Origin of the sequence: Novosphingobium guangzhouense (assembly GCF_002896965.1) — a bacterium.
GTDB classification, from domain to species: domain Bacteria; phylum Pseudomonadota; class Alphaproteobacteria; order Sphingomonadales; family Sphingomonadaceae; genus Novosphingobium; species Novosphingobium guangzhouense.
Window position 1 is genome coordinate 174,548 of sequence record NZ_LYMM01000062.1, and the last position, 17,053, is coordinate 191,600.

18 protein-coding genes are annotated in these 17,053 nt (G+C 65.0%); 8 read left to right on the forward strand and 10 right to left on the reverse strand.

Annotated features, from left to right (window positions below; all coding sequences use genetic code 11):
- The 4 genes from gatC to rpsU all read right to left on the reverse strand — a co-directional run bounded on the left by gatC (position 1) and on the right by rpsU (position 1,851).
- Positions 1–303, reverse strand: coding sequence for an Asp-tRNA(Asn)/Glu-tRNA(Gln) amidotransferase subunit GatC (gatC, locus tag A8V01_RS21260; protein WP_103098290.1), 303 nt, complete (start codon positions 301–303; stop codon positions 1–3).
- Between the two features lie 113 nt (positions 304–416).
- On the reverse strand, positions 417–926 hold the full coding sequence (locus A8V01_RS21265; RefSeq protein WP_103098291.1) for an FKBP-type peptidyl-prolyl cis-trans isomerase: 510 nt from the start codon (positions 924–926) through the stop codon (positions 417–419).
- Positions 926–1,474 (reverse strand): FKBP-type peptidyl-prolyl cis-trans isomerase, encoded by a 549-nt coding sequence (locus A8V01_RS21270; RefSeq protein ID WP_103098292.1) that lies wholly within the window; start codon positions 1,472–1,474, stop codon positions 926–928. The genes A8V01_RS21265 and A8V01_RS21270 overlap by 1 nt, the downstream gene beginning before the upstream one ends.
- 170 nt (positions 1,475–1,644) lie before the next feature.
- Positions 1,645–1,851 (reverse strand): 30S ribosomal protein S21, encoded by a 207-nt coding sequence (gene rpsU, locus A8V01_RS21275; protein WP_008832565.1) that lies wholly within the window; start codon positions 1,849–1,851, stop codon positions 1,645–1,647.
- 202 nt (positions 1,852–2,053) lie between these two features.
- Between rpsU and crcB the strand changes: the two genes are divergently transcribed.
- The 5 genes from crcB to A8V01_RS21300 are packed head-to-tail and all read left to right on the forward strand — an operon-like array spanning position 2,054 to position 5,325.
- The gene (crcB, locus tag A8V01_RS21280; RefSeq protein WP_103098293.1) at positions 2,054–2,461 is read left to right on the forward strand and encodes a fluoride efflux transporter CrcB; all 408 of its coding nucleotides are present in this window, start codon (positions 2,054–2,056) and stop codon (positions 2,459–2,461) included.
- Positions 2,458–3,738 carry an RluA family pseudouridine synthase gene (locus A8V01_RS21285; protein ID WP_103098294.1) on the forward strand — a complete coding sequence of 427 codons (1,281 nt, stop codon included), beginning with the start codon at positions 2,458–2,460 and terminating at the stop codon, positions 3,736–3,738. The genes crcB and A8V01_RS21285 overlap by 4 nt, the downstream gene beginning before the upstream one ends.
- A gap of 23 nt (positions 3,739–3,761) precedes the next feature.
- Positions 3,762–4,412: an HAD-IA family hydrolase gene (locus tag A8V01_RS21290; protein ID WP_103098295.1), complete on the forward strand. Its 651-nt coding sequence runs from the start codon at positions 3,762–3,764 to the stop codon at positions 4,410–4,412.
- Positions 4,409–4,636 carry a hypothetical protein gene (locus A8V01_RS21295; protein ID WP_103098296.1) on the forward strand — a complete coding sequence of 76 codons (228 nt, stop codon included), beginning with the start codon at positions 4,409–4,411 and terminating at the stop codon, positions 4,634–4,636. Before A8V01_RS21290 ends, A8V01_RS21295 begins: the two co-directional genes overlap by 4 nt.
- Complete coding sequence (locus A8V01_RS21300) at positions 4,633–5,325, forward strand: ATP12 family chaperone protein (RefSeq protein ID WP_103098297.1); 693 nt, start codon at positions 4,633–4,635, stop codon at positions 5,323–5,325. Before A8V01_RS21295 ends, A8V01_RS21300 begins: the two co-directional genes overlap by 4 nt.
- A gap of 105 nt (positions 5,326–5,430) precedes the next feature.
- Here A8V01_RS21300 and A8V01_RS21305 read toward each other — a convergent pair whose 3' ends face one another.
- The 5 genes from A8V01_RS21305 to A8V01_RS21325 all read right to left on the reverse strand — a co-directional run bounded on the left by A8V01_RS21305 (position 5,431) and on the right by A8V01_RS21325 (position 9,889).
- On the reverse strand, positions 5,431–5,979 hold the full coding sequence (locus tag A8V01_RS21305; protein ID WP_103098371.1) for an outer membrane protein: 549 nt from the start codon (positions 5,977–5,979) through the stop codon (positions 5,431–5,433).
- Between the two features lie 290 nt (positions 5,980–6,269).
- Positions 6,270–6,890 carry an ABC-type transport auxiliary lipoprotein family protein gene (locus A8V01_RS21310; RefSeq protein WP_425437352.1) on the reverse strand — a complete coding sequence of 207 codons (621 nt, stop codon included), beginning with the start codon at positions 6,888–6,890 and terminating at the stop codon, positions 6,270–6,272.
- Positions 6,891–6,900: 10 nt separating this feature from the next.
- Positions 6,901–7,839, reverse strand: a complete 939-nt coding sequence (locus A8V01_RS21315) for an MlaD family protein (protein WP_103098299.1) — start codon at positions 7,837–7,839, stop codon at positions 6,901–6,903.
- A gap of 11 nt (positions 7,840–7,850) precedes the next feature.
- A complete protein-coding gene (locus A8V01_RS21320) occupies positions 7,851–8,774 on the reverse strand; it encodes an ABC transporter ATP-binding protein (protein WP_103098300.1) in 924 nt (307 codons plus the stop codon).
- Positions 8,774–9,889 (reverse strand): ABC transporter permease, encoded by a 1,116-nt coding sequence (locus A8V01_RS21325; RefSeq protein ID WP_103098301.1) that lies wholly within the window; start codon positions 9,887–9,889, stop codon positions 8,774–8,776. The genes A8V01_RS21320 and A8V01_RS21325 overlap by 1 nt, the downstream gene beginning before the upstream one ends.
- A 173-nt stretch (positions 9,890–10,062) precedes the next feature.
- Between A8V01_RS21325 and A8V01_RS21330 the strand changes: the two genes are divergently transcribed.
- From A8V01_RS21330 to A8V01_RS21340, 3 genes are all read left to right on the forward strand, one after another.
- Positions 10,063–12,753 carry a valine--tRNA ligase gene (locus tag A8V01_RS21330; protein ID WP_103098372.1) on the forward strand — a complete coding sequence of 897 codons (2,691 nt, stop codon included), beginning with the start codon at positions 10,063–10,065 and terminating at the stop codon, positions 12,751–12,753.
- 371 nt (positions 12,754–13,124) lie between these two features.
- Positions 13,125–13,868, forward strand: a complete 744-nt coding sequence (locus A8V01_RS21335) for a 7-carboxy-7-deazaguanine synthase QueE (protein WP_103098302.1) — start codon at positions 13,125–13,127, stop codon at positions 13,866–13,868.
- Positions 13,865–15,304 carry an MATE family efflux transporter gene (locus tag A8V01_RS21340; protein WP_103098303.1) on the forward strand — a complete coding sequence of 480 codons (1,440 nt, stop codon included), beginning with the start codon at positions 13,865–13,867 and terminating at the stop codon, positions 15,302–15,304. The genes A8V01_RS21335 and A8V01_RS21340 overlap by 4 nt, the downstream gene beginning before the upstream one ends.
- 28 nt (positions 15,305–15,332) lie before the next feature.
- On the opposite strand, the gene A8V01_RS21345 is transcribed toward A8V01_RS21340, so the two are convergent.
- Positions 15,333–16,967: an ATP-binding protein gene (locus tag A8V01_RS21345; RefSeq protein WP_245892759.1), complete on the reverse strand. Its 1,635-nt coding sequence runs from the start codon at positions 16,965–16,967 to the stop codon at positions 15,333–15,335.
- Positions 16,968–17,053 lie beyond the last annotated feature (86 nt).

Sequence of the window (17,053 nt, forward strand, 5' to 3'; positions counted from 1 at the left end):
TTATTCGATCACCTTGGGCACGCCGAAGAAGCCGTGTTCGGCGGCAGGAGCATTGGCCAGAACGGCGTCGCGCTTGTCACCGCCGGTCAGCGGATCGGCATCGATCACGTCGTCGCGCAGGCGCAGGGTGTTGGGGATCACGGCGGTCATCGGTTCGATGCCGTCGGTATTCACCTGCCCAAGTTGTTCCACCCAGGCGAGAATGCCGTTCAGCTCGGGCACCATGGCCTCAAGCTCCGGCTCGCTCACCTTGATGCGCGCGAGGCTGGCGATCTTCGCCACGGTTGCGGTATCGACCGACATGGCTTTCCTTTACGTTTGAGCCCGCCGCGCTGGACGCACGGCGGGCGGAAATTCGATAGTGGTGCGCTAGCAGCGGGGCGGCACGGCTTCAAGCGCGCGTCGCCCCGAGACGGTTACTGCGCGGGCTTCCCAGCCTCGCCCTGCGGCTGGCCTGCCTGGGCCTGGGCCTGGGCCTGGGCCTGAGCTTGCGCCTGCATCTGGGCCATCATCGCCTGGATTTCCTCTGCAGTCTTGAAATCGAGCAGGTCGATCTCGAAGACCAGCGTGGAATTCGCCGGGATCGGGCCGGACGCTTCTGCGCCATAGCCGAGTTCGGGCGGAATGGTGAGGCGATAGCGCCCGCCGCGCTCCATCTGGACAAGACCCTGCGCGAAGCCGGGAACAACCTCATCCAGCGCCATCGGCATATGTTCGTTCTGGTCGAACACGGTGCCGTCGGTCAGCATGCCCTTGTAATTGATGAGCACGTAGGAATGCGCCGGAGGCTTGCCGCCGGTACCGGGCGTGATCGGCTCGACCTTCACTTGCGGGGCAGCAGGAGTCGCGGGAACTGCAGGCGCAGCCTGCGCGACTGCGGCCGAAGGCGCTGCAACCATGAGCAGCGCCGCCAATGCCGATTTCATCAGGGCTGCGCCGGAGCCGGAGCGCCCGGAACCGCGCCGGGAGCACCCGGAACGCCAGCCCCGCCCTGCATCTGCTGAAGCTGCTGCAGGATCTGCTGCTGCTGGCGGATTTCGGCAAGGCTCTTGTAGTCGATCAGTTCGACTTCGAACTTCAGGTCGGCATTGGCCGGAATCGGCGAACCGGCGGGCGGGTTGGCGCCATAGGCCAGCTCGGCCGGGATCGTCACGTCATACTTGCCGCCGCGCTGCATCTTCATCAGCGCCTTGGAGAAGCCGGGCACGAACTGCGCCACCGGGTTGGGGTAGTTCTTGTTCTCGTCGAACACCTTGCCGTCGGTCAGCATGCCCTTGTAGTTGATGAGCACGACATCTTCCATCGTCGGCGAAGCGCCGGTGCCGGCGGTCAGCGTCTTGACGGTGGGTGCGGGCGGCAGCGCCGCATAGGCGACGCCGGCCGAGGCCAGAGCGATGGCGACCACGCCGATCCAGATCTTGGAAACCGAACCCTTGGTGATCGGCTGAAGCGGGACACGGGTGATCTCTGTCATCGTCTGAAGCCCTTTTAGTATTCTTATGAACCGCCCGACAGCACATCTGCTGCAGATGCACAAAGGGCGCGGAATGGTGATTTCCGCGCCCTAATGGCTCAACCCGGCGCGGCATTCAAGCCGCTCACACGAGTTTTATCGGTGCCTGCCCACGAGGGGCAGAAAGGCTCTTACTTAGAGCCGTCGCGCTCGGCGCGCTTGCGCTCAAGCTTGCGGGCGCGGCGCACAGCAGCAGCCTTTTCGCGAGCGCGCTTTTCCGAGGGCTTCTCGAAGTGACGGCGCAGCTTCATTTCACGATACACGCCCTCACGCTGCAGCTTCTTCTTGAGAGCCCGAAGAGCCTGATCGACGTTGTTATCGCGGACGAGAATCTGCATAAACCGAAACACCTCACAAAAACAGACGGGGCCGCCACGCATCCGGTTTGGCGTGGCGAGCCGCGAATCTTGAGCCAATAATAAGGCCGCCGCCGGACTCGGAGGCAGCTGATTGAGCGGCCCGTTAGCAAAGTGACGGCTCGAAGACAAGAGTTAAGCCGCAACGATTGGATTCTCGGGCGTTCGCGGCTAAGGCGACGCCATGCCCCAACCTTCCTTTCTTGCGGCCTCGCTCTACGTGGCGCTTGGCGGTGCGTTCGGTTCATGGCTGCGCTTCCTTGTCGGACGCGGCTGGACCGCCATGCTCGGCCCGGTGCGCGCCGGCGCGTTTCCCTACGGTACGCTGACCGTCAACGTGCTCGGCAGCCTCGCCATGGGGCTCGCCACCGGCTGGCTCGCCCGCTTCGGCTCGCATGGTGAAGGCACCCGCCTGCTCATCGCCGTGGGCGTGCTGGGCGGCTTCACCACGTTCTCCTCGTTCAGTCTCGACTTTGCCACGCTGATAGAGCGTGGAGAGATCGGCACTGCCGCCTTCTACACCCTCGCCACCTTGCTCGCCGGATTCGGCAGCCTGTTCCTTGGCCTTTTTGTTATGCGGAGCATGGCATGAGCAATACTGATATCGTCCGCCAGTTCACCGTCGGTCACGACGACGACGGCGTCCGCCTCGATCGCTGGTTCAAGCGTCACCTGCCGCAAGTCGGCTTCGCGATGGTTTCGCGCTGGGCGCGCACCGGCCAGATTCGCGTCGACGGCAAGCGCGCCGACGTCGACACCCGCCTTGCGGCCGGCCAGACCCTGCGCGTCCCTCCCGGTGGCGAGCAGAAGACCAATGCCGCCGGAGAACGCCCCCGGCGCGAACTGACCGAGGCAGAGATCGAACTCGCCGATTCGATGGTGCTGACGCAGGACCGCGCCGCGATCGTGCTCAACAAGCCGCCCGGCCTCGCCACGCAGGGCGGATCGGGCATGAAGGAGCACGTCGACGGCCTGCTCGACGCCTATGTCGAAAAGGGTCCGCGCCCGCGTCTTGTCCACCGGCTGGACAAGGACACTTCGGGCGTCCTCCTCATCGCCCGCACGCCGGGCAGCGCGGCATTCTTCTCCAAGCGGTTTTCCGGCCGCTCCGCCAAGAAAATCTACTGGGCGCTGGTGGTGGGCGTGCCGAGCATCAACGACGGCATGATCGAACTGCCGCTCGCCAAGCAGCCGGGCACCGGCGGCGAAAAGATGCATGTGGACGAGAAAGAAGGCCAGACCGCCCGCACCCGCTATCGCGTGATCGACCGTGCGGGCAACCGCGCGGCGTGGGTCGAACTGCACCCGCTGACCGGCCGCACGCACCAGCTGCGCGTCCACATGGCGGCGATCGGCCACCCGATCGTGGGTGACGGCAAGTACGGCGGGCAGGAAGCGTTCCTGACCGGCTCGATCAGCCGCAAGATGCACCTGCACGCCCGCCGCCTGATCATAGAGCATCCGGACGGCGCCCCGCTGGACGTCACCGCCCCGCTGCCCGAACACTTCGCCAATTCGCTCGAATCGCTGGGCTTCGTCGAATCGGAAGGCGATTTCGAGGTCGAGGCGCCGGTCGAATTCACCAAGGAAGACCAGAAGAAGGCCGCCAGGCAGCACGCCAAGGAATACCGCAAGGAACGCCGGGGCGAGCGCCGCAAGCGCAGCGACGGCCCCTCTTCCGGCCAGAACCGGCTGAGCCGCCCCGGAAAGCCTTCCGGCAAGCCTGCCGGAAAGCCATCTGGCAAGAAGCCGTTCGCAAAGCCAGGCGCCAAGCCTTCCGGCCCGCGCAGCGGCGCACGTTCCGGACCCAAGGCCGGACCCAAGCCCGGCCCGAACACCGGCGGCACGCCGCGCGGTCGCGGCCGTTGACGGGCGCATTGACGGGCAGCGGTATGAAGCTGGCGGTCTTCGACTGCGACGGTACGCTTGTAGACGGTCAGGCGCCGATCTGCGAGGCGATGGAGGCGGCCTTCGCCGCCTTCTCGCTCCCGGCCCCTTCGCGCGGGAACATCCGCCGCGCGGTGGGCCTGTCGCTGCCGCAGGCGATCCGCCAGCTGCTGCCCGCATCCGATGCCGAACAACAGCACGCCATGGCCGAAGCCTACAAGCTGTCGTTCCGCACCGCGCGCGAACAGGGCCGCGTGGCCCAGCCGCTGTTTCCGGGAATCGCACAGGTCCTGCGCGATCTTCATGCCAACGGGTGGACACTGGGCGTCGCCACCGGCATGTCGGACCGGGGCCTGGGCTTCTGCCTTGAGGCCAACGGCGTAGCCGACCTTTTCGTCACCCTGCAGACCGCCGACCGCCACCCCTCCAAACCGCACCCCGCGATGCTGGAAGAGGCCCTGTTCGAAGCCGGGGCGCAGGCAGGCGAGGCCGTGATGATCGGCGACACCGTATACGACATGCAGATGGCAACGACCGCAAGGGTCCGCGCCATCGGCGTCGACTGGGGCTACCACCACCCGCGCGAACTGACCGAGGCAGGCGCCGAAATCGTCGTCGAAACCCCGGCGCAGTTGCTGGAGCACTTGCTCTCGTGACGGCACCATCGCGAGATCGCGATCCGGCGGCGCTGCGCTTCGCGATCATCAACCTTGTGCGGATCGCGGGCGTCGGCTTCATCGTGCTGGGCCTGCTGATGACGCAGGGACGCATCCTTGCGGGCGCGCCGGACTGGATCGCCTACCTTCTCATCGCCAACGGGCTGGCCGACACTTTCGTCATCCCCACCCTTCTCATCCGAAAGTGGCGCACTCCCAAATGAAGCGTTTCTATAAAGAGGCGAGCACCCAGCCCACGCAAGACGGCTGGCGAGCGACGCTTGACGGACGCCCGATCCGCACCGCGGCAGGCCGCCCCCAGATCGTTCCCACGCAGGCGCTGGCAGAAGCGCTGGCCGCCGAATGGGCCGCGCAGGGCGACGAAATCGACACGGCCGCGTTCCGCTATCGCGATCTTGCGGACTTCGCGATCGATGCCGTGGCGACCAACCGCGAAGGCGTGATCGCCGAACTGCTGCCCTACGCCGAAACCGATACATTGTGCTATCGCGCCGATCCGGACGAGGCGCTCTACAAGCGGCAGGCGCAAGTCTGGGAACCGCTGCTGGCGGCCGTGGAAGCACGGCTTGGCGTGACCTTCACGCGGATTTCCGGGATCATCCACAAGCCCCAGCCCGAAGCAACGCTGGCGCGCCTGCGCACCGAACTGGAAGCGCTGGGCGATTTCGAACTGGCCGCGCTCAAGATGCTTTCCAGCCTTGCCGCATCGCTGGTCATCGCGCTGGAGGCGATCCGCCCCGGCACGGATGCCGAAGCGCTGTGGCAGGCCGCCGAACTGGAGGCCGACTGGCAGGTCGAACTCTGGGGCGATGACTGGGAAGCCGCAGAACGCCGCGCCGCCCGGTTCGAGGCATTCCAGCTGGCGATCGCTCTGGCGCAATTGTCGCGCTGAACCGCTGAAACGAAAAGGCCCGCCACGACATCAGCCGGGCGGGCCTTTTTTGCGTCGTGAAAGGGCGGATGCCGAAGACGCCCGCCCCTCCTCGTTTCCGTCAGATCAGAACTTCGCGCCCAGCGCGATGATCGCGTTATGACGGCTGAAGTCGCTCTCATAGTTCGAGTAACGATATTCGGCCTTCACGAAGAGGCGGTCGGACAGGTCGTACTGTGCACCCGCGCCGAGACGGAAGCCGTCGCCGTTGGCACCTTCGCCGTAGCTGTCCACGCCATCGGTGTACGTCGCGCGGAGACGGGCGTTGGTGTAGCCGCCCAGAACGTAGAGCTTGCTGCGGTCACCAACCTGCGTGCCCAGACGGACAACGGCAGCAAGATCGCGGCCGGTCTTGATGCAAGCGCGCTCTTCGCCCAGCGACGCGCATTCCTTGGTGGTGCTGTCGGCAACGGTCCCCTGGATGCCGACGAACAGGCCGTTCGACAGGGGCATGTCGTAGCCCGCGCTCACGCCATAGCTGACGCCCTCATCCGACTCGCCGCCAAACGAGATCGAATCGAGGCCCGTTTCAGCCTGGACGAAGGCCTGCGCCTGGGCAGCGGCCGGGACGGCGAACAGCGCTGCGGCGGCGAGAGCCGGGACGAACTTCTTCATGGTATGCTCCTGCAAATTCTTGTCGCACCCGCGCCGAAATCGGCAGCAGGGACGCGCCGCATAGCCATGAAAAATAGCACGTCAAATCAGATAGCTAACAAATGCAGGAAAGCAGAAACCCCATGTGACAAAATAGTGACAACCAAAATAACCAAATAAAATGCCGACTTCCGCAGAAATCGGCACATTCATTCGTTTGCGATGCCGGCAATTTACGCGCGCCAATTAAATTACTGCAACGGGAATATTTTATTCCGACATGCAATTTGCATTGATCGCCAACCGGATACTCAGCCCTTGATCCAGTCCGCAACCTGCCGCGCAACATCGTTGGACGCCTGATTGAGCGCCACGCCAACTGGCCCCGCCTTGGCCTCGATGCCGTTCACCACGGCTTCGAAACGGCGGGTCTGGAGAGGACCGTTGCCGCGTTCGCTCCGCACCGCGTCGAAGCGCACCACCACTGCGCTGCGCTGGGCATCATAGCCCATCTGCAGCAGGCGCCCGCCGATCAGCGTCTTGCCGGTGACTTCGAAGTCCCCGCCTTCGACCACCAACTGGCCGGTGCGCGCGCGCAGCGTCTCTGCCAGCAGCGAACGGAACTGGCGCGTGGGCTTTTCCACCCAGAGCGCATCCTTGAGATAGGCGATGCTGGAATCGTTTACCCGGACCGGCACGCGCAGCACATCCAGCCCGCGATCGGATTCGGGGTCCATCACCACGATGGCGTCGGTCAGCTGCCCGCTTGCGGTCGCCCCTGCCGGTGCGCTGTCTTCCGCCGTCAGCTTGAGCAACTGATCCGGCGGCTTGGTGCCAAGGCTGACGCAACCGGCAAGGCCGGCCGTCAGGCCAAGGGCGGCAGCGGCGGTCAGCAGCTGACGGCCAAAACGGTTCATCGCCTTATCCCTCATGGCCAAATCCTCAAGGCTTGTAGTCGGGCAGCTTCTGCCCCTTGAGCAGTGCGCCCGCGCCCTGCTCATCGATCTTTTCGGTCAGGCTGCGCAGGGCCTTGCTGGTGGCGCGCAGATCGCGGATCGCGCTTTCGGCGGCGGGCAGCGTCTGTTCGGACACCTGATCAAGCGCGGGCTGCGCGTGTTCCATCGTCTTGTTGAGCTGGTCCATCGACTTCTGCGCGGAGGCCAGCGTCTGGCGCAGTTGCGCGGCCAGCGAGCTACCCTCGTCGCCCAGCAGATCGTCGGCCTTGTGCGCCACACCCTCGAACGCGGCGAGCGTCTGCGTGCCCTGCCGCAGCGTCGCCTGAAGTTCGGTCATCGTCGCGCGCAGCTGCGGCGTCGCCTGCGACAGATCCCTGGTCATCTTGTCGGTATTGGCGAGGATGCCCGTGATCGACTTGCGGTTTTCCGCGCTCATCAGCTGGTTGAGGTTTTCGGTCAGTGTCGCCAGCCGCTCCATCAGCAGCGGGGCATTGGCCAGGATCTCTCCGAAGCCGCCGGGCTTGGTCGGGATCACGGGGACGCCTTCCGGCCCCGGCTCGGTGATCGGCGGCGCGCCCTTGACCGCGCCTTCAAGCTGGATGTCGGAAACGCCGGTGAAGCTGCCCTGGATCGTCGCGGTCGTGCCCACGGTGATCGGCAGCTTGCTGTCCACCTTGATGCGCACGCGCACGAAGCTGGGGTCCTGCGGCCACAGTTCGATCTGGGTGACCTGCCCCGAAGGCACGCCCACGTAATCGACGCCCGAACCCTTGGCGAGCCCGTCCACCGACTGCTTGAAGAAGATGTCGTATTCCGTCTTCGAACCGTCGCCCAGGCGCGCGATCCAGATGACGAAGGCCGCAAGGCATGCCAGCAGAACCAGCGTGACCGCTCCGACCCAGACGTGATTGGCTTTGGTTTCCATCGCCCGAGCCCCTATGCCTCCGACCTGCTACTGTCCATCGGGGACGGCGAACCCGTTTCGACGCCCGTTTCAACGGCCGCCTCCCCGTCATGTTCCGGCGCACCGCCCTTTGGGGCAGGCGCCGGGTCGTCCTTCACAGCGGTTTCCTTCTTGGAATCCAGCGCTGCGCGACCGCGCGGGCCGTTGAAGTATTCCTGAATCCACGGATGATCGAGCGCGAGAAGCTCCGGAATGGTGCCCACCGCGATCACCTTCTTGTCCGCCAGCACCGCCACCCGGTCACAGATCGCATAAAGCGTGTCGAGATCGTGAGTGATGAGGAACACGGTAAGCCCCAGCGTTTCCTTCAGCTCGCGCGTCAGGCTGTCGAACGCGGCGGCCCCGATCGGGTCGAGGCCCGCGGTCGGCTCGTCGAGGAACAGCAGTTCAGGGTCAAGCGCCAGCGCGCGGGCCAGACCGGCGCGCTTCTTCATGCCGCCCGAAAGCTCGCTCGGGAACTTGAACGCCGCGCTTTCGGGCAAGCCCGACAGGCGCACCTTGAAGCGGGCGATCTCCGCGCGCAGATCGTCGGTGATTTCGGGGAAGAACTGCTTGAGCGGCACTTCCACGTTTTCGCCCACCGTCAGGGTAGAGAACAGCGCGCCGCCCTGGAACAGCACACCCCAGCGCGAACGCAGGTCGACCGCATCCTCCTCGGTGGCATCGCCCATCTTGTGGCCCAGCACCGTGATGCTGCCGTCGGTCGGTTGTTGCAGGCCGATGATCGAGCGCATCAGCACGGACTTGCCCGTACCCGAACCGCCAACGACGCCCAGAACCTCGCCCTTGCGGACCTTGAGGTCGAGCCCTTCGTGGATCACATGCTCGCCGAAGCTGTTGCGCAGCCCTTCGACGAGTATCGGGTACTCGCCCTTATAGTCGTCCGACAGGTCCATCAGGCCCAGCCAATCTTGGTGAAGAAGATGGCGAAGAAGGCGTCCAGCACGATCACCGTGAAGATCGCCGTCACCACCGCCTGCGTGGTTCGCCCGCCCACTTCCTCGGCGTTGGCGGTAACCTGCATGCCCTGATAGCAGCCTGCCAGCGCCACCACGAGCGCGAAGACCGGCGCCTTGACCAGACCGATCCACACGTCAGTGATGGGCACCACTTCCTGCGTGCGCTGGAGGAAGGTCCAGAACGGGATATCGAGCGCAAGGTCAGCGATAACCGCGCCGCCGATGATGGCCAGCACCGAGGAATAGAAACCCAGCAGCGGCATCATCAACATCGATGCCAGCACGCGCGGCACCACCAGCGCCTGCATCGGCGAAACACCGATTGTGCGCATGGCGTCAACCTCTTCGGTCAGCTTCATCGTGCCGATCTGCGCCGCGAAGGCCGAACCGGAACGCCCGGCGACCATGATGGAGGTCATCAGGATGCCCAGTTCGCGCATCGACAGGCGCCCGGTCAGGTTGATCGTGTAGATTTCGGCGCCGAACTGCGCCAGCTGCACCGCGCCTTGCTGCGCGATCACGATGCCGATGAGGAAGCTCATCAGGCCGATGATCCACAGCGAGTTGATGCCCACATACTGCATGTGGAACACCAGCGCCGTGCCGCGCAGCCGCGACGGGCGGCGGATCACGCTGCCCAGCGCAATGATCAGTTCGCCCAGGAAATCGACGACCTTGACGACGCCCCTGCCCCAGTTCGCCATGAGATCGCCAAGTTCCGAAACCTGACGGGTAAGGAACGGCAGCCTGGGTTCGGGTTCCGCCTCGTGTTCGTGCATGTCGCCGATGGCGGCGAAAAGGCGGCGGGCCTGTTCGCTTTCGCCGGTGATCTTCACGCCGCGCTTGTTGGCATAGTGCGTGACGAGCCAGGCGCCGGTCGTGTCGATATCGGTGACGCCCGACATGTCGACCCGATCGAAATTGCCGCTCAGCCCGTGCAGCTTGGCATCGAGATTGCCCAGCGAATGGACGCACAAAGGCCCTTTCAGCGCCAGTACGTGGTCGCCGCCTTGGTCGTTTTCCGACAGGGTGAATTCAGCCCATTCCCGCATGTTCGCTCGCTTTGGGGGAAAAACCATGGACCGGCAAGATGTTCCATGGTTGCGACCGGATGTGTCGATTGTGTTACTGCGCCCTGTTCGCATGCGATTGCGGCGATGCCATGGCAATGGCTTCTTGCGCGCAAACCCGCGGTTTGGCATGGCGCCCAGCTATGACCGACGCCATGACCGACACCGTTTCCGAGCCCGCGCTCGACAAGACTTTCGACCCCGCCGGGATCGAGGCCAAGTGGTACGCCCACTGGGAAGCCAACAACCTGTTCCGTCCCGAGCGCCCCGATGCGGCGCCCTTCACCATCGTAAACCCGCCGCCGAACGTCACGGGTTCGCTCCACATCGGCCACGCGCTCGACAATACGCTGCAGGACGTGGTGATCCGTTACGAGCGCCTGCGCGGCAAGGATGCGCTGTGGGTGGTCGGCACCGACCACGCGGGCATCGCCACGCAGATGGTGGTCGAGCGCCAGATGGAAGCGAGGCAGGACAAGCGCACCAACTATTCGCGCGAAGCCTTCATCGAGAAGGTCTGGGAATGGAAGCGTGAAAGCGGCGGCACCATCACCGGCCAGCTGCGTCGTCTGGGCTGCTCCATGGACTGGAGCCGCGAGCAGTTCACGATGGACCCGCACTTCACCAAGGCCGTGGTCAAGGTCTTCGTCGACCTGCACAAGCAGGGCCTGATCTACCGCGACAAGCGGCTGGTGAACTGGGACCCCAAGCTCAAGACCGCAATCAGCGACCTTGAAGTGGAAACGCGCGAGATCCAGGGCCACTTCTGGCACTTCAACTATCCGCTGTCGGACGGTTCAGGCCATATCGAAGTCGCCACCACGCGCCCCGAAACGATGCTGGCCGACATGGCCGTGGCCGTGAACCCCAACGACGAGCGCTACAAGCCGCTGCTCGATCGCAAGGCCACCGTCACCCTGCCGATCACGGGCCGCGAAATTCCCATCGTGGCCGACGAGCACGCCGACCCGGAACTGGGTTCGGGCGCGGTGAAGATCACCCCGGGGCATGACTTCAACGACTTCGAAGTCGGCAAGCGCGCCGGGATCGAGGCGCGCGACATGCTCAACATGCTCGATGCCGAGGCGAAGGTCTGCCAGACGGCGGACGGCCTGATCCCGCACATGTTCCTTGGAATGGACCGCTTCGACGCGCGTACCGCCGTGGTCGAGGCGATGAAGGAGCTGGGCCTCCTGATCCCGCACGTGACGAAGGACAAGGAAGGCAACGAAGTCGAGCACGACGCCGAGCCGCGCACCATCGCGACGCCTTACGGCGACCGCGGCGGCGTGGTGATCGAGCCCTGGCTGACCGACCAGTGGTACGTCGATGCCAAGACGCTCTCCATCCCGCCGATGGAAGCGGTGCGCAACGGCTCGATCGAGATCGTGCCCAAGAGCTGGGAAAAGACCTTCTTCAACTGGATGGAAAACATCCAGCCCTGGTGCGTCAGCCGCCAGCTCTGGTGGGGCCACCGGATTCCGGCGTGGTACTCCGAAGACGGCGAAATCTTCGTCGCCGAAACCGAGGAGGAAGCGCAGGCGCTGGCCGGCAACAAGGCGCTGACCCGCGACAACGACGTGCTCGACACGTGGTTCTCCTCGGCGCTGTGGCCTTTCGCGACGCTGGGCTGGCCGGATCAGGATTCGGCGCTGCTTGCCAAGCACTACCCCAACGACCTGCTGGTTTCCGGCTTCGACATCCTGTTCTTCTGGGATGCGCGCATGGCGATGCAGGGCATCCACTTCATGAAGGAAGTGCCGTGGAAGCGGCTCTATCTGCATGGCCTGGTGCGCGCTGCCGACGGGCAGAAGATGTCCAAGTCCAAGGGCAACGTCGTCGATCCGCTGGGCCTCATCGACCAGTACGGCGCCGACGCGTTGCGCTTCTTCATGACCGCCATGGAGAGCCAGGGCCGCGACGTGAAGATGGATGAAAAGCGCGTCGAGGGGTATCGCAACTTCGCCACCAAACTGTGGAACGCCGCGCGTTTCTGCCAGTCCAACGGCATCACCGGCAGCACCTCTGTCGCCGCGCCCAAGGCCACTTCGGCGGTCAACCGCTGGATCATCGGCGAAGTGGTGGAAACCGTCGCCGCGCTCGACAAGGCGATGGCCGACCTGCGCTTCGATGCCGCCGCCAACGCGATCTATCACTTCGTCTGGAACCAGTTCTGCGACTGGTACATCGAACTGATCAAGGGTTCGTTCGATGAAGAGACGAAGGCCGTCGCCGGCTGGGTGCTCGACCAGATCCTGGTGATGCTGCACCCCTTCATGCCCTTCGTCACCGAAGAGCTGTGGAGCAAGACCGGCAACCGCGAGGCGGAACTGATCGTGGCCGCATGGCCCGCGCCCGAAGCTGCGGTGGACGCCGGGGCCAAGGCCGAAGTCGAATGGCTGATCGCTCTCGTCGGCAACTTGCGCGGCGCCAAGGCGGAACTCGGCATTTCGCCGGGCGCGCGCCTGACCGCCTACCTTGCCGATCCTTCGGCCGAGACGCGCGCCGTGATCGAGCGCAACCCGGCCGTGGTGGACCGCCTTGCCCGCCTTGACGGCATCCGCTTCGAAGCCGCCCCTGCGGGCCCGGCGATGCAGGTCGGCGCCGGGGACGCGATGCTGGCGATCCCGCTTGAAGGCGTGATCGACATTGCCGCCGAGAAGGCCCGTCTGGAAAAGGCGCTCGCCACTGCGGCCAAGGAACGGGACTCGCTGGGCAAGCGCCTCGAAAACCCGGCCTTCGTCGAAAAGGCCAAGCCCGAGGCGGTGGAAAAGGCCAGGGCCGACCACGCCGCGCATTCGGCCGAGGCAGAGCGCCTCTCCGCCGCACTGGCGCGGCTGGGCTGAGGAACATGGGAGGTCGGCTTCGCAAGCAGCGCCGGCCTCTCCCCCGCCCGCATCGTCCCCCTGCCCCTGCCCGGCTGGAGAGCGCCATTAGCCGTGGCGCTTTCCTACATGGCGTGTCTCTGACACCATCGCGCCATGCCCAGCTTCGCCTACAAGGTGACACCTCACCCTCGCAAGGTGACACCTGACCCTCGCAAGGCGACACCTCGCCGTCGCAAGGTGACACTTTTTCACCGCAAGGTGACAGGTTTCACCGCCAAGGTGACACTTTCAGCCCCCGAAACGGCCCAAGGTGACACCATTTCCCTCTGGACCGTGTAAACCGTGTAAACCCTGTCACTTCATGACGCACGAACGATGATCCTCACGCAATGCTGACTTTGGCCACCACCACCCCCGGCCAGCCGGAAATCTTCGCCTCCCTGCAGGGCGAAGGCCCGTCCATGGGCCGACCGAGCACTTTCGTGCGCCTGTCCCGCTGCAACCTCGCCTGCCAGTGGTGCGACACCGCCTACACATGGCGCTTCACCGGCGACAACCGCTTCCACCGCGACGCGCTAGCCTTCGAACGGCGCGAGAATCAGGTGACCATGGAGGAAGCAGAACTCGCGCAGGCGGTGGCCGATCTGGTGCCAGACCGGCTCGTCATCACCGGCGGCGAACCGTTGCTGCAGGGCGCGGCGCTGGCCCGGATGCTCGCCGCGCTCGACGCAATCCGTCCCGGCATGCACGTGGAAGTCGAAACGAACTCCACCGTCGCCCCGCACCCCGCGCTGGACGCCCGGATAGACCAGTACAACGTCAGCCCCAAGCTGGCGCACAGCGGCAACCCCGCCGACCTTGCCCTGCTGCCCGACCGCCTTTCCGCCTGGGCCGCAGAGCCGCGCGCCTTCTTCAAGTTCGTGGTCGCCACCCGCGCCGACGTCGACGAAGTCATGGCGCTGCAACAGACTTACGCCATCCCCGGCGCCCGCCTGTTCCTGATGCCCGAAGGCCGCTCCAGCGATGTCATCCGGGAACGGTCGGGCTGGCTGGCGGATTTCTGCTCGCAGCATGGTTTGCGGTTCACCGACCGCTTGCACATCCACCTGTGGGGCGACACGAGAGGCACATGAACGAAGCATCGCCCATCCCGCTGTGTGAGGACAGCTCGACCGCCGACACTCCGCAGGTCGAAGCACCCGCACGCCCGGCGATGCGCGGCGATCTCACCAAGGGGCCGATCCTCAAGACGCTGCTGTTCTTCTCGATCCCGATGCTGCTGTCCAACGTGCTGCAGACGCTGAACGGATCGGTCAACGCAATCTGGGTAGGCCGCCTGCTGGGCGAAAGCGCGCTGGCCGCAACCGCCAATGCCAACATCGTGATGTTCCTTGTCTTCGCCGCCGTCTTCGGTTTCGGCATGGCAACGACGGTGCGCGTGGGGCAGCATTTCGGCGCACGCGATATCGAAGCGGCGCGGCGCACCTTCGGCACCGGCGTCGGCTTCTGCATCCTGATCTCGATCGCGACGGGCGTGGTCGGCTGGTTCGGCGCGGGCGCCCTGCTCGACGCGCTGGGCACGCCCGCCCCCAGCCGCGGCGATGCGCTCGCCTATCTGCAGGTCATCTTCGTGACGATCCCGCTGGCGACCGTGAACATGATGGTGTCGATGGGCATGCGCGGCGTCGGCGATTCGAAGACACCGCTCTACGCCATGATCCTGGCCGTGGTGCTGGACATTGCTTTCAACCCGCTCCTGATCATCGGCGTCGGCCCGCTGCCGACGCTGGGGGTCGCAGGATCGGCCATCGCCACCGCTATCGCCAATACCGCCGGCATGGTGCTGCAGATATGGGTGATCTATCGCAAGGATCTGCCGCTGCGCCTGCGCGGCCCCGAACTCGGCTACCTGCGCCCCGGTGGAGAAGACTTGCGCTATGTGCTGGCCAAGGGCCTGCCGATGGGCGCGCAGATGCTGATCGTGTCTTCGGCGGGCCTGATCATGGTCAGCCTCGTCAACCGCGAGGGGCTGGATGCCGCCGCCGCCTATGGCGCATCGCTGCAACTGTGGAACTACCTGCAGATGCCCGCCTTCGCCATCGGTTCGGCGGTCAGCGCCATGGTCGCGCAGTCTCTGGGCGCCGGGGACCACGGCCGCGTCAGCAAGGTGACGCTGACCGGCATGGGCACCAATCTTGTCATGTCCACCGCCGTGGCCGCGCTCATCGTCGGGTTCGACCGGCCCTTGCTGGCGCTGTTCCTGGGCGGGCAAAGCCCTGCCCTGCCCATCGCGGAGCACATTCAGGTCGTTTGCACCGCATCGTTCGTGATCGTTTCGATCACCATGATCCTGACCGGCACCATGCGCGCCTACGGCGCCGTGGTTGCGCCGCTGGTGCTGCTGTTCCTCGGCCTCTATCCGGGACGCCTTGGCTTCTACGCCGTCGCCCGCCCTTTCATCGGCAGCGAGGCGGTGTGGTGGGCCTATCCGGTAGGTTCTTCGCTGACGGTGATCCTGACGCTGGCGTACTACCGCTCGGGCAAGTGGCGCCGGGCGTTCAAGGGTTGAGGATCAGGACGCGGGGTTTCAACGCCGTTCAGCGCCCCTGAGCCCGCCAGCGCTGGACGGTGCGCAGGACCATCTCCTCTTCGCCGCCGCTGCGGTTCCACAGCTGGGTGAAGGAGGGATCGGCCGAAGCCGGGCGCTTGCGCTCCTCAAGATCGTCGAACGAAACGCGCATCGGGATCGCCACGCCCTCGCCGCAGACGATGCATTCGCGGTTGCGCAGCGCCGGGATCGAATCGAGGAAACCGCGCGCACCTTCCGGCATGGCAGCGCGCACGAAGGCCTGATCGCGCTCGTTGTTGAGGCGCATCGAAATGATCGTGCCGCACTGCGACAGAACGCCCTCGGCCAGATCCGAAGGCCGCTGGGTGATAAGACCAAGCGATATCCCGTACTTGCGCCCCTCCTTCGCGATGCGCGAAAGGATGCGCCCGACCGATGAGCCATCGGCATTCCTCTCGTTCGGGACGTAGCGGTGCGCTTCCTCGCAGACGAGCAGGATCGGGCGCGTCTCTTCCTCGCGCGCCCAGACGGCGAAATCGAAGACCATGCGGCTGAGCACGGCGACGACGGTGGAGGTGATCTCGGTCGGCACGCCCGATACGTCAATGATGGAAATCGGACGGCCCCGCGACGGAAGGCGGAACAGCTTGCCGATGAAATCCGCCATCACGTCCCCCACCAGCATGCCCGAAAACATGAACTGGTAACGTGGGTCGCCGCGCATCTCGTCCAGCTTGTTGCGGATGCGCAGATAAGGCGCGCTGGTATGCCCCTTGTCCAGCTTGCCCATCGCATTGTTGAGTATGTTGCCCAGATCGGACAGCAGAAAGGGGATCGGCGAATCCACCGTGATGCGCCCCATCTGCTCTGCCAGCCGATTCTTGGATCGGGCTTCAAGCAGCGCCTTGCCCAAAATCTCCGCATCCAGCTGCCGGTCATCCCCGCGCGAAGTGAGCAGGACTTCGCAATGCTCCTCGAAGTTCATCAACCAGTACGGCATCTGCAGGTTCGATACGTCGAGGATGACCCCGGTATCGCGGAAAGCCGCCGCGTATTCGCCATGGGGGTCGACCATGATGATATGGCCTTCGGGCGCATGCTCGCAGATGCGATGGAGGATCAGCGCCGCGCTGGTCGACTTGCCGGTGCCGGTGGAACCCAACAGGGCAAAGTGCTTGCCCAGCAGCGCATCGACGTAAAGCCCCGCGCGGATATCGCGCGTGGGGTAGACATTGCCGACCTGGATCGCCGACCGCCCGTCGCTCGCATAGATCTGCCGCAGGTCTTCGCTTGTCGCCGGATATACCAGCGCGCCCGGTATCGGAAAGCGCGTAACACCACGGCGAAAACCGTGGATGCGGCCCGTCCCGGCATCGGCCAGACCTTCGCCCAGGAAATCCACTTCCGACAGGACACCGGCCACGCGCCCGTCCTGCCGCTGGTTGCGCACGCTTGCCAGAAGCCAGCCGGTCCCGACACGGATCTTCACCTGACTGCTGACTTGCCCCGACATGGCCACTGCGGGATCCGCGGCTGCGGTGATCTCGTTCAGGCGTTCAAGATCGAATGCAATGCGACTGCCTGCCCCGCTGATATCAAGAACCACGCCGATCGGCTCCAGTCCCGGCACCGTTGCTGCGTCGGCAAGGGGTTTCTGATCCATACTGAGCCCGTCGAGATGCATTGCCTTCGTCAACCTATCGCACATGTTTCGCAACCGATTGCGATGCCTACGAGCGACGGGGTTAA

Coding starts and splice junctions, on each gene's coding strand:
- A8V01_RS21265 (WP_103098291.1), bottom strand. CDS start 926: ATGAAATCGGCATTGGCGGCGCTGCTCATGGTTGCAGCGCCTTCGGCC.
- A8V01_RS21335 (WP_103098302.1), top strand. CDS start 13,125: ATGCTGACTTTGGCCACCACCACCCCCGGCCAGCCGGAAATCTTCGCC.
- A8V01_RS21305 (WP_103098371.1), bottom strand. CDS start 5,979: ATGAAGAAGTTCGTCCCGGCTCTCGCCGCCGCAGCGCTGTTCGCCGTC.
- A8V01_RS21290 (WP_103098295.1), top strand. CDS start 3,762: ATGAAGCTGGCGGTCTTCGACTGCGACGGTACGCTTGTAGACGGTCAG.
- A8V01_RS21330 (WP_103098372.1), top strand. CDS start 10,063: ATGACCGACACCGTTTCCGAGCCCGCGCTCGACAAGACTTTCGACCCC.
- crcB (WP_103098293.1), top strand. CDS start 2,054: ATGCCCCAACCTTCCTTTCTTGCGGCCTCGCTCTACGTGGCGCTTGGC.
- rpsU (WP_008832565.1), bottom strand. CDS start 1,851: ATGCAGATTCTCGTCCGCGATAACAACGTCGATCAGGCTCTTCGGGCT.
- A8V01_RS21340 (WP_103098303.1), top strand. CDS start 13,865: ATGAACGAAGCATCGCCCATCCCGCTGTGTGAGGACAGCTCGACCGCC.
- A8V01_RS21345 (WP_245892759.1), bottom strand. CDS start 16,967: ATGGATCAGAAACCCCTTGCCGACGCAGCAACGGTGCCGGGACTGGAG.
- gatC (WP_103098290.1), bottom strand. CDS start 303: ATGTCGGTCGATACCGCAACCGTGGCGAAGATCGCCAGCCTCGCGCGC.
- A8V01_RS21300 (WP_103098297.1), top strand. CDS start 4,633: ATGAAGCGTTTCTATAAAGAGGCGAGCACCCAGCCCACGCAAGACGGC.
- A8V01_RS21320 (WP_103098300.1), bottom strand. CDS start 8,774: ATGGACCTGTCGGACGACTATAAGGGCGAGTACCCGATACTCGTCGAA.
- A8V01_RS21270 (WP_103098292.1), bottom strand. CDS start 1,474: ATGACAGAGATCACCCGTGTCCCGCTTCAGCCGATCACCAAGGGTTCG.
- A8V01_RS21315 (WP_103098299.1), bottom strand. CDS start 7,839: ATGGAAACCAAAGCCAATCACGTCTGGGTCGGAGCGGTCACGCTGGTT.
- A8V01_RS21285 (WP_103098294.1), top strand. CDS start 2,458: ATGAGCAATACTGATATCGTCCGCCAGTTCACCGTCGGTCACGACGAC.
- A8V01_RS21325 (WP_103098301.1), bottom strand. CDS start 9,889: ATGCGGGAATGGGCTGAATTCACCCTGTCGGAAAACGACCAAGGCGGC.
- A8V01_RS21310 (WP_425437352.1), bottom strand. CDS start 6,890: ATGAGGGATAAGGCGATGAACCGTTTTGGCCGTCAGCTGCTGACCGCC.